We start from the raw sequence: 11,258 nt of genomic DNA, 5'->3' as shown, positions 1-11,258 counted from the left end.
TATGGTTCCAATCACGGCAAAAAGATAGAAGAGTATGCTGAGCAGAATCATGATATTGCCAATGGCGGGAATGGTGCGCAGCAATGCGGCCACCATGCGCTGCAGGGAGGGAATCACGGTTATCGCCCGCAATACGCGCAGGACACGCAGAATACGCAGGACAGAGATAAAGTACCCGCCCACAAAGAGGTGCCCGCTGGCGACAATTACAAAGTCAAAGAGGTTCCAGCCGCTCTTGAAAAAGCGCACTGGTGAGCCGGCGGCAACCATGCGCAGCGCAATTTCAACAGTAAAGGCCCACAGGAAAGCCTGCTCAAGCCAGAAAAACAGCTGAGGGTTCGGATCATACAGCGCAGGGTAGGTCTCCATGCCGATAATCACAGCGTTGGTGAAAATCAGGCCGATAACGATTTGCTGAAACCGCTGATGCTGAACTATATGCTGAATCATTCCCATGCTGGTGACCTCCATTTTCGCCGACATATAGTATGAAATTTCCGGCTGAGCGCAAGAAAAAAGCCACCGTGATAACGGTGGCTTTCGACATCCCTGACAGGAGCCGCCTGCTAACTGCTCCACTGCGCCAGCCGCTGGCGGGCATGCTGCGCGTTGGGTCCATCCTGAACCTGCTTGAGAAAGGCTTCGTAATGCTGGGCAGCTGCAGGGCGGTTGCCAAGGCCTTCATGGCTGTAGCCGATAAAGAAAATGGTATTAGGGTTGCCAGGCAGCATCTGCTGGTAGCTGCTGAACGCCTGCAGCGACTGCTCAAACTGTCCCTGCTGCAGGGAGGCAAAGCCCAGAACATGGTGGGCCTGGGGCTCTGCAGGAGAGAGGTCGCGACCGTTGCGGGCATAGACGGCGGCTTCTGCTGGCTTTTCCTGCGCCAGCAGGCACTTGGCCATCATCAGATGGGTGGCGTAGTCGCGGGGAGCAATTTTCAGGGCTGTGGCATAGTGTTCCTGGGCCTTATCGTAACGCTTGCCCGCCATTTCGGCGTCACCACGCTGGGTGGCCTCGATGGCGCCACGGATAGCCCGCAGGGATGCGGTATTATCCATGTAGCGCTCCCGGTGCAGAGGCTTACTGGCATCGTAACGGCCACTGCGCGCCTGGCGCAGGGCAGTTTCATAGCGCTCACGGCTCATGGGGTGGGTGGAAAAGAGCAACTCCACCCGATTGTATTCCCGGCTGCCCGAAAGGTCATTGAGCATGGACATCAGACCCACGAACCCCTCGGGACTGTAGCCACTCCTGACCGTATATTCAAGCCCCAGGGCGTCGGCTTCCCGTTCCTGATCCCGACCATAGCTGGCCAGCAGCACTCCGGCCCCGATGGCACCCAGTCCAGCCGCTACGCCAGCATAGCGCTCATCGACAAAGGCAACAGCGGCCCCGGCGACGGCCAGGCTGGCAAGCATGCCACGGCTCATGCGCTGGGAGGTGTGGCGAGCACTGACGTGGCCAATCTCATGGCCGATCAGGGCAGCCAGTTCGGCCTCACTCTCCATGGTCAGGAGAATTCCGCGGGTGATGCCGATGGTACCACCGGGAAAGGCGTAGGCATTAATATAGGTGGCGCCCAGGCAATTGAAGCTGTAGGGCATGTCCGGCCGATGGGTCCTGGGAACCATAGCCTGACCCACCCCGGAGACATATTCTGCCAGGCGCGCATCCTGCACGACACCATAGTCAGCGGATATCTGATGGGGCGCATTTTCCCGATCAATATCCACTTCCTGGCTGGCTGACATGAGCATCAGCTCACGGCGACCCGTGACCGGATTCTTGGAGCAGCCGGGCAGGAAAGCCAGAGTGCCAGCAGCAACACCCAGATACAGAAAGTCTCGTCGGAGAAGGCAAACACTCATCTCACAGACACTTCTAGTCATCTTCTTTTTCCAGGTCTTCAAATTCCTGGGGCTCTTCGCGCCGCAGGCGCGCGCGGCCCATCAGCCATCCGGCAATAAAGCCAGCACCCAGAAAGAGTATGGCCCAGACCGCATGGGGCATGGTGATTTTGATAAAGAGCAGGCGGGTATCAACGGAGTGAATGTTCTGAAAGAGCACGATCACCAGCAGCAGGGCCGCTGCCCCCAGCCCGATGCGTTTGAGGGTCTTTACGTCAAGTTTCCTGAGATCAAACTTCCCATCCATGACTCACTCTCCTGTGCAAGAGGTTCTCAAGCCAAAATTCCTCTGAGACGCCCATCTCCTGGCGCGCCTCCTACTATAAGCCTGAAGGGCTTTCAGCGCAACAGCTTTGCATCGATACCCGAACCATCACCAGCAAGACCATCTGCAGCATACCAACTGCCTGGCCAGACAGGGAGGCAACCGCTCAGCGACTCCACATAAGCTCTTTCAAAAAATTATCTTACCAGGACGCGCTCGCCAGGCGATCAATGCTAAGCCACCTGAGACCACCACGTTGTTGCGCGAAAATGGTACGCATCGTATCATTAGTTCGATTTTTCTTTACCAAGAAGCGTTTTCCGCATAGAATTCCCATATGGCAAACAAGGCATGGAGCTGCCGCTTGAGCAACACCTCAGCCAGTGCTTCATCGCCTCGCCACTCCCCAGGGGCAGTGCCAACATCACACTGCCCTTTTTCAACGGCTTATCCAGCCTTGAGCAAAACTCCCGTAACGAGGCCCTTTATGTTTCAGAATCTTTCCATGCAATTGAAGTTCATGGCCAGCCTGATCGCCGTTGGCGTCCTGGTGCTGGTTTCGGCAATCGTCTTTACCAGCTTTGAAAAAAAGCGCTATGTCGAGCAGCGCATCGCAGAAATCGCGGACGTGCTGCAGCAACAAGTGGAAGACAGCGTGCGCGACAAAGAGGAAAATACCCTTGGAATCGCCATTGCCCTGGCATCCAGCAGCAGCATCAAAGAGGGCATGATCCTGAACGAGCGGGCCGGACTGCTCCAGGAGCTGCGTGAGCTCGCTCAGGTCTTTCGCGACGCAACCGAAGTCAATAACCTGCGCGTCCACCTGCACGACGAGCGGGGTTACACAATCCTGAGAACCTTCCGACCCGATCTCTTTGGTGACGACCTGACCTCGTTTCGCCCAACCGCCCAGCGCATTCGCACAGAGCAGAGGCCCTTCACGGCCCTGGAGCCGGGAGCCAGCGAGGTGACCCTGCGCGCCATGGCTCCGGTTTTCAACCATGGAAGCTACATCGGCGCCGTGGAAATATCCACTGGATTTGGCAGCGTCAGTCGAGACTTTCTGTCCCGTGGCGACCGCTACATTGTGCTGCTGAACGAGCGCGCTCTTCAGGTGAGTACCGGGCTGAGAAACAATCAGAAAATCGGCCCCTTTGTGGTGGCCAACGATACCTGGTTCTGCGCTGAGACTATCGCCTTTGCTCAGAAAGTCGACTATCAGTTTCTCCAGCAACACGGTTACGCCTTTACTGACGAGTATTTTGTCACTTTTGCTCCCCTCACTGACTATACGGGTACGTTGATCGGCATGCAGCTGGTGGGGCAGCCCCTGGACGTATTTAACGCCGCCTTTGTATCATCGGATCGCATTAAGAACTCCCTGATGTTGGCCATGATCGCAGCGGTCGTCATCATGATCGCAGTCGTATACCTGTTGCTAAAATCTGTCATCGCCCCTCCCATACAGCGCACGGTTCAGGTCGCCAGCACCATCGCCAGGGGGGATTTCCGCCAGGAGGTTCCCGTACTCTCCCGCGATGAAATAGGCCAGCTGGCTGACACCTTCAACACGATGAACGAGCAGCTCAGTGGCACCCTGAGTGAAATCAACATGGCCGTCTCTTCCGTCTCATCCAGCTCCGAAGAGCTCTCGGCCACTGCTTCCCAGCTCGCCCAGGGCGCCGACAACCAGTCCCAGAGTACCGGGGAGCTGGCAGTTGCTGTCAACGAAATGCACGCCACCGTAGAGCAGATCGCCCAGAATATCCACCAGACTTCCGACCGGGCCCAGAATGCCAGTGAGGCCTCCCTGGAAGGTCGCAAGGCCGTTCTGGCTGCCGTGCAGAAAATGGACGAAATCGCCGGCAACGTTGCCGACTCTTCCCGGGTGATACAGTCACTGGGTGCAACCGTAGGGGAAATCGGAAAAATCACAGGCGTCATAGACGAAATAGCCGACCAGACGAATCTCCTGGCCCTCAACGCTGCCATTGAAGCCGCACGGGCCGGAGAGTCCGGCAGAGGGTTTGCCGTAGTCGCCGATGAAGTGCGCAAACTGGCGGAGCGAACCCAGGACGCCACCGGCGAAATCAACACCATGATTCAAGGCCTGCAGAGGCAGGCATCCTCGGCGGTCACCAGCATTGAAGCCAGTGTACGCAACGTGGAAACCGGCACCCAGACGGCCCGCCAGGCAGGACAGAAACTGGACGAAATTGCGGCGCTGACCCAGGAAATGGCCGACATGATTGCCCAGATTGCCGCAGCAGCTCAGCAGCAGGCCGCCACCACCAATCAGATCGCCGGCAGCGTCGAAGGCATCCGGGGCATCACCGAGGAAAACGCTCACCAGGCAGCCGCCATCTCCCAGGCAGCCGCTGACCTGAGCCGCATCGCTGAAGATCTCAGCTCCCAGACATCGCGCTTCCGCCTCAAAGGCGAATCCAACCGCCCGTGGCTTCCCGCCTGAGCACACAAAGCACCACGTCAGAAGGGGGTTGCGCGTAAAACGCGCAACCCCCTTTTCTCTATGCCCCTGCGGGGGAAAAAATCATACCAGCGGCCACACCCACAGGATCATGGGCACCCCGACCGCCACCACCAGGATTTCCATGGGCAGGCCCAGGCGCCAGTAGTCGCCGAAGCGAAATCCTCCCGGCCCCAGGATCAGGGTATTGTTCTGGTGACCGATGGGCGTCAGGAACGAACAGGATGCCCCCACCGCCACCGCCATCAGGTAAGTATCCGCATTCACGCCAAGCTGCAGGGCCGTACTGATGGCAATCTGGCACATCACCGCAGCCGTGGCCGCGTTGTTCATAAAGTCCGACAGGGTCATGGTCACCACCAGAAGAACCACCACCGCCGCAACGGCACTGCCACGGGCAATATTTTCCAGCAGCAGCCCCGCCAGCATATCAGCAGCCCCCGTGTCGGCCATGGCTCCGGCAACGGGAATCATGGCCCCCAGCAGAACGATTACCGTCCAGTCGATGGAGTTATACACCGAGCGCAGGGGTACAATGCGCAGCGCCATAAACGCCAGCATACCCGCCGCAAAGGAGATGGCCGCTGGCAGCAGCCCAAAAGCGGCCCCAGCAACCGCCGCCGCCATGACCAACATGGCGATGGTCGCCTTGCGCTTATCGGGAATATCGATGGAACGCTGGGCCAAAGGCACGCCACTGATCTCACTGGCAAAGGCTGACAGAGCTTCAGGCCGCCCCTGCATCAGCAGAACATCGCCGGACTGCACTGGAGTTGAACGCAGGCGCCGGATAGTCCGGCTACCCTGACGGGCAATAGCCAGCAGATTCAAACCGTAACGGGTGCGAATCTGTACGTCGCTGGCGCTGCGACCCACCATGGCAGAGTGTGGCATAATCACCAGCTCCTGCAGGACAATTTCGTCGTCCTCTTTGCCGCGCTGCTCCTTTTCGCCATTCCCGGCATCACTCTCCTGTGTCGAGGCCTCCTGGAGGACAGCTTCTTCATCACCTTCGCCACCGTCGACCGCCACCGCTTCCTCAAGCTGCAGCCCAGTGCCTGAGAGAGCCGCAGAGAGGGATTTCGGGTCCGCTTCGATAATCAGGATATCCCCTGCCCGCAACAGCTGACGCATATTGGGGGCCGTGACGCGGTACTCATTGCGCACCAGGGCCACAATCTGGGCATCGGCCTCTTCCAGCTGCGCCTCTATCTCCTCCAGGGTCTTGCCCGCCGCCTTGCTCTTCTCCTCCACCCGCACCTCAGTGAAGTAGGTGCTGGTCTCAAAGCTGTCACCACCAGCCTGCTGACGACGAGGCACCAGCCTCCAGCCAATCAGGGCGATAAACACAATTCCGGTGAGGGCCACCACGCCTCCCACCGCAGAAAAATCGAACATGCTGAAACTGCCGGAGCCATTCTCGGCACGGAAGCCGGAAACCAGCAGGTTGGGCGGCGTACCGATCAGGGTGGTCATGCCTCCCAGAATGGTTCCAAAAGCCAGGGGCATGAGCACGCGCCCCGGAGGAATCTCCAGCCGCCGGGCCAGCTGAACCGCAATGGGCATCAGCAAGGCCAGGGCTCCCACATTATTCATGAAAGCCGACAGAACTGCCCCCACCAGAGTCAAAGCCGCAATGGCTTCAATGGGGCCGGGGTTGGAAGGCAGCATGCGCTGGGCCAGGGCATCCACTGCCCCCGTCAGCTGCAGGCCTCGGCTGAGCACCAGGACACAGGCGACCGTGATCACCGCCGGATGACCAAAGCCGCTGAACGCCTCGGCACCGGGCACCAGCCCCACCAGCACACAAGCCAGCAAAGCACCTCCAGCCACCATATCGTGACGCCAGCGCCCCCAGAGAAACATCGCCAGGGTGCCGGCAAGAATACTCAGAATAAACCACTGCTCCGTTGGCACTTTCACTCTCCCCATAGGAAATGAACCGCAGCTGCACGGTGTCTATCTCAATCAGTCGTCAATGGAAAACAGTGCTCGCAGAGAGTCTATACCTCCCGAAGCTGCGCTGTCATGAGGGTCCCCAGCACGCCCATCACCCCAAGGAAAATCACCACCGCACTGACCGAAAGCAGGGAAACCAGCGCCGTCAACCCACCCATCACCAGCAGCAGGACACCAATCAAAGTGTTGCTGACCGCCGTGTAATCAGTGCGCTTGTTGCCACCGGCCATATCCACCAGGTAGGTCTTGCGCCCCAGCCGGATACCAGCATGGGCGATACTGAGCACCAGAAAGGCCGCCGGATAGAACCACACCAGTGCCGAAGGCTCCTGCGCCCCCAGGCTCACGGCACCCACCAGCAGGCTGACAGCACTGGCCATGATCCCGCCCCACAGCATCACGCGACGGCTCGACTGATCGGCCATCAGGCCCCAGATCAGAGCACTGACCGCGCTCCCCAGACTACTGGCCACCATGAACACCCCCAGCAGCCAGGCCCCCGGACTCTGCTGCTGGGCCAGCACCACCAGGTAGGGTGCCACCAGAGCCGAGCTGAGCAGCAGGCCACGGGCGATGACAAAACGTCGAAAAAGCAGGTCGTCGCGCACCAGGCGCAGATTTCCGAAAGCCTCCCCCAGGGCGTTCACTCCCCCGCCCGTCTCCCCCGGCTGTTCATCAATACAGGCAAAGAGCCAACCAGCCAGTATCCACAGAACCGCCGCCACCACCAGCAAGGTCAGGTAAAACGTCAGAGACGGCTCCCCCTGATCACGAAAGAGCAGCAGGCTGAAAAGAACAACCAAAAGTCCGCTGACCGTGGTGGCGATCCCCGTCAGACGGCCCCGCCGCCCTTTGGGAATGGTCTTGCCCAGCACATCCTTCTGGGCCACCGAACAGAAGCCCCTCGCCAGGGAAAAAGCCACCAGACAGGCCAGAATGGACAGACCGGCCCACAGACCACTGAGCAGCCACACACTGGCAGCCATACCCAGCACACAGAGGGCCTGCCCCAGACTCCCCGCCACCCAGAAAAACTTGCGCACCGGTCTGCGCCGCATCCAGGCACCAATCACAATCTGGGGAACCATGGAGCCCGACTCCCGCACCGGCACCAGCCAGGCCACCAGCCCTGGAGCACCCACCGCGCCCAGCAACCAGGCCAGCACGGTTTTGGGATTGATCAACAGATCACCCAGGGACGCCATCACCTGACTGATCAGCTGCAGAAAGAAGTTGCGAGGCACCTCACGACAGGCGCTCTCGGGAAGATCACGACAGGCGCGAGCCTCCTCCTCGTGGTTTATCAGCAGCCGGTATATATCCTGTTTGGGAAACAAAAGACTCCCTTTCCAGAGCGAAGTTCCATTTACAGAAAGGCGCACTCCCAATATCCAGGGGCGCACCAGAATAACTACTTCGCATTACTTTCATTATCGCGATAGCGCTCATCCAGCTCCTTCATCATCTCTTTATTGCGCTCAATCTCCTTGGCAAGGAAATAGCTCAGGGCGATGCGGATACTGACGATGACCAGCAGAATAATCACACTTTCCATGGTGGGGGCGCCAACGGTCTTAATAATATCGGCACCCACAAAGATATCGAGGCTGAAAATCAGATGTATTCCAAGGCGCTCGCGAATAATGCGCGTTTCATAGGAAAAGCGCTTGAGATCGTGACGCCATACCAGCTCGACCCGCAGAAACTTGATAGTGGCTTCCAGGACGGCCCACAGCACCACGGCGATGCCAATGAAACTGATGATGTAGTAGATGATGTCTTTGATGAGAACGATGGTGTCCATGACCATGGCGGGTTACTTCAGGCCCAGCAGTTCAACTTTGTAGCCATCGGGGTCTTCCACAAAGGCCAGGATGGTGGTGCCGTGCTTCATGGGGCCGGCTTCGCGTATTATTTTGCCGCCTTTGGCGCGGATTTTCTCGCAGGCGGCATACACGTCTTCCACACCGATGGCGATATGGCCAAATCCGCTGCCCATCTCATAGGATGAGGTATCCCAGTTATGGGTCAGTTCCAGAACCGTGTTCTCCGCCTCGCTGCCAAATCCCACAAAGGCCAGGGTGAACTTGCCTTCGGGGTAGTCTTCTTTGCGCAGCAGCCGCATACCGAGGATATTCGTGTAGAAGTCCAGGGACTTTTCCAGGTTGCCGACCCGAATCATGGTGTGCAGAAATCGCATGGTTTCCTCCTCATTCATTGCGCGTTCAGGGAAATTTCATGAATATGATACCCAAGTCTGGTCCGGATAACAATTCCGCGCAGCATGGCCAGAAATAAAGAGAGGCTCCGATTTCAGTCGGAGCCAACCAGCTGGGCTAGTGTTTCCCGGTAGGGAGGATATGCCACACCCTTGTCGGTAATAATGGCACTGATAAAGCGAGCAGGGGTTACATCAAATGAGGGGTTTTCCACCTGCACACCCGCTGCGGCGATATGGTGCCCCTGCAGATGGGTGACTTCAGCGGGGTCGCGCTGCTCGATGACAATCTGATCGCCGGAGGCGATCTGCAGATCAATGGTGGAACAGGGAGCGGCGATATACACGGGGATACCGTGCTCTTTGGCGACAATGGCAATGGTGTAGGTTCCGATCTTGTTGGCAGTGTCGCCATTGGCGGCAATGCGATCCGCTCCCACCACCACGGCCTGAATTTTTCCCTGGGCCATCAGGGAGCCCACCATGTTGTCGCACAACAGGGTGACGGGGATATTGTCCTGCAGGAGCTCAAAGGCGGTCAAGCGGGCTCCCTGCAGAAAAGGTCGAGTTTCGGTGGCATAAACCTGAATGCCACGGCCTGCGGATACCGCGCTGCGAATAACACCCAGGGCGGTGCCATAGCCGGCGGTGGCCAGCGCTCCGGCGTTGCAGTGGGTCAGCACTCCACCACCCGCGGGCAGCAAAGGCGCACCGTACGCTCCCATGCGCCGGTTCGATTCCACGTCATCGGCGTGTATGCGCAGCGCTTCCTCCAGAAGCGCCTGTCGCCATATTTGCGGATCTGCGGTCATATGGCGTTCACTGACGCGTCGCATCTTTTCTATGGCCCAGAAGAGGTTGACCGCCGTTGGGCGTGAAGCGGCCAGCAGGGCAAAGACCTGCTCCATGGTATGGCTGATGCTCTCCTGGTTCTTGAGCGCCTCCAGGGCGCCCAGGTAAACACCATAGGCTGCGGCCACGCCGATGGCGGGTGCTCCGCGTACGACCATGGTGGTAATGGCGTCAGCCACTTCCCCATGGGTGCGACAGCGGATATAGGCGGTTTGATGGGGCAGGATACGCTGATCGAGGAGGTGCAGTTCGCTGGAGGAAGAGTCAAAACGCAGGGTTTCCGTCATGGCAGTACCTTTTCGAGGATGGCGGGCTCAACACCAAGCAAAGCAATGACCTTGCGGCGGCTCTGCTGGCCCTGGACTATGGATATGCGGGATTTGGGGATACTCAGAAGCCGGGAGAAAAATTCGATTACCTGCTGATTAGCTGCACCATCAACGGGAGGGGCGTTCAGGCGCAGCTTCAGTTGTCCATCAGCTTCCCGCAGCAGTTCGGTTCGCGAGCTGCGGGGTTGCACTTTCAGTTGCAGGGTCAGTGACGGGCCATCACCTTTTTTCATTCTCTCCGTCTCGCAGGGAGCGCAGGAAGCGATCCAGCTCTTCTTCGCTGTATTCGCCTTCATCGGAAGCGGAGATGGGATTGGAAGGGGTTTCACTGGCGGGCGGATCGTAAACGGCAGTTTGCTCCAGTTCTTCCAGGGCCTCAATGGCGTCAATGGCTTCCAGGGCGCGGTCGAGATCGGCCGAGAGGTCGTCGGGCAGTACGTTTTCATCCTGGGCTTTTGCCGCCGACAGATCGCTGTCCACCAAGGCAAAGCGGGTTTCATCTTCCAGGGAGGTCTCGGTTTTTGTCTCCGTACACAGGCGCTTGAACTTCGACTCCATCTGCTCGGTAAAGACCACGCCGGAGTTAAAGACAAACTTCAGCTCCTTGAGGGCGCTGCTGTAGCGGTTCATCATCTCGTGGAGGCCCTGTTCCATAAACTGGCGCTTTTGCTCAATTTCATCGCGCAGTTTTTTCTGGAGCTGGCTGGCTTCCTGGAGAATGGCTTTCTTGTGTTCTTCAGCTTCTTTTTTTGCGTTATCCGAGAAGCGCTGGGCCTGGAAGAGGGTGGATTTCAGCATTTTCTCGTCGCCGACAATGGCGTCGAGACGTTCCTGAATTTCCTTGTTCTGCTGGTTCAACTGAATGATCTTCTCCTGGAGATCGGTGATGTAAGCCTCCACCTGCTCCTTGTCGTACCCCCGGAACGAGGTTTCAAATTCAGGAATTGCTGGTTCCATATGCCAATCCTCCACTTAGTACATTCGGAAAGAGCCCAGAATGAGGTTCTCCAGGAAACGTATGAGAATAAACACCACAATGGGTGAAAGATCGACGCCGCCAAGGGGCGGGATTATGCGCCTGAACGGCTCCAGCACCGGCTCGGTTATGCGATAGATAAACTGCACCACGGGATTATAGGGGTCGGGATTGATCCACGACATGAACACCCGCGCGATGAGAATCCAGGTATATATATTGATAACAAAACTGATGGTACTGACCAAGGTCATCAAAAAGCTT

12 protein-coding genes (1 of these 12 running past the window's edge) are annotated in these 11,258 nt (G+C 58.0%); 1 reads left to right on the top strand and 11 read right to left on the bottom strand.

The genetic code is table 11. From position 1 onward, the window contains the following. From SELIN_RS00780 to SELIN_RS00770, 3 genes are all read right to left on the bottom strand, one after another. Positions 1-456, bottom strand: partial view of an ion transporter gene (locus SELIN_RS00780; RefSeq protein WP_013504802.1) — the 5' portion only. The gene continues 366 nt to the left of window position 1, outside the view; 456 of the gene's 822 nt are visible here — the first part of the coding sequence; its start codon is at positions 454-456; the stop codon falls past the left edge of the window. A gap of 110 nt (positions 457-566) precedes the next feature. Continuing rightward, positions 567-1,889, bottom strand: a complete 1,323-nt coding sequence (locus tag SELIN_RS00775) for a M48 family metalloprotease (protein WP_013504801.1) — start codon at positions 1,887-1,889, stop codon at positions 567-569. Next, positions 1,882-2,154 (bottom strand): LapA family protein, encoded by a 273-nt coding sequence (locus SELIN_RS00770; protein ID WP_013504800.1) that lies wholly within the window; start codon positions 2,152-2,154, stop codon positions 1,882-1,884. Before SELIN_RS00770 ends, SELIN_RS00775 begins: the two co-directional genes overlap by 8 nt. Before the next feature lie 505 nt (positions 2,155-2,659). Here SELIN_RS00770 and SELIN_RS13605 point away from each other — a divergent pair. Beyond that, positions 2,660-4,642 (top strand): methyl-accepting chemotaxis protein, encoded by a 1,983-nt coding sequence (locus SELIN_RS13605; RefSeq protein WP_013504799.1) that lies wholly within the window; start codon positions 2,660-2,662, stop codon positions 4,640-4,642. Positions 4,643-4,723: 81 nt separating this feature from the next. On the opposite strand, the gene SELIN_RS00760 is transcribed toward SELIN_RS13605, so the two are convergent. The 8 genes from SELIN_RS00760 to SELIN_RS00725 form a co-directional block, all read right to left on the bottom strand. Next, entirely contained in the window at positions 4,724-6,577 is a 1,854-nt protein-coding gene (locus SELIN_RS00760) for an SLC13 family permease (protein ID WP_013504798.1), read from the bottom strand. An 86-nt stretch (positions 6,578-6,663) separates the two neighbouring features. After that, entirely contained in the window at positions 6,664-7,956 is a 1,293-nt protein-coding gene (locus SELIN_RS00755) for an MFS transporter (protein ID WP_013504797.1), read from the bottom strand. A gap of 74 nt (positions 7,957-8,030) precedes the next feature. Beyond that, positions 8,031-8,429, bottom strand: coding sequence for a DUF1622 domain-containing protein (locus SELIN_RS00750; RefSeq protein ID WP_013504796.1), 399 nt, complete (start codon positions 8,427-8,429; stop codon positions 8,031-8,033). 6 nt (positions 8,430-8,435) lie between these two features. Beyond that, positions 8,436-8,819, bottom strand: a complete 384-nt coding sequence (gene gloA, locus SELIN_RS00745; protein WP_013504795.1) for a lactoylglutathione lyase — start codon at positions 8,817-8,819, stop codon at positions 8,436-8,438. A gap of 113 nt (positions 8,820-8,932) precedes the next feature. Beyond that, positions 8,933-9,976, bottom strand: a complete 1,044-nt coding sequence (mtnA, locus tag SELIN_RS00740; protein WP_013504794.1) for an S-methyl-5-thioribose-1-phosphate isomerase — start codon at positions 9,974-9,976, stop codon at positions 8,933-8,935. Beyond that, positions 9,973-10,251, bottom strand: coding sequence for a DUF167 domain-containing protein (locus SELIN_RS00735; protein WP_013504793.1), 279 nt, complete (start codon positions 10,249-10,251; stop codon positions 9,973-9,975). Before SELIN_RS00735 ends, mtnA begins: the two co-directional genes overlap by 4 nt. After that, positions 10,238-10,975 carry a DivIVA domain-containing protein gene (locus tag SELIN_RS00730; protein ID WP_013504792.1) on the bottom strand — a complete coding sequence of 246 codons (738 nt, stop codon included), beginning with the start codon at positions 10,973-10,975 and terminating at the stop codon, positions 10,238-10,240. The genes SELIN_RS00735 and SELIN_RS00730 overlap by 14 nt, the downstream gene beginning before the upstream one ends. A gap of 15 nt (positions 10,976-10,990) precedes the next feature. Next, on the bottom strand, positions 10,991-11,248 hold the full coding sequence (locus tag SELIN_RS00725) for a YggT family protein (RefSeq protein ID WP_156787997.1): 258 nt from the start codon (positions 11,246-11,248) through the stop codon (positions 10,991-10,993). Positions 11,249-11,258: the final 10 nt, after the last annotated feature.

Source organism: Desulfurispirillum indicum S5 (assembly GCF_000177635.2).
Classification (GTDB): domain Bacteria; phylum Chrysiogenota; class Chrysiogenetes; order Chrysiogenales; family Chrysiogenaceae; genus Desulfurispirillum; species Desulfurispirillum indicum.
This window is presented reverse-complemented; position numbering and strand designations above follow the sequence as displayed.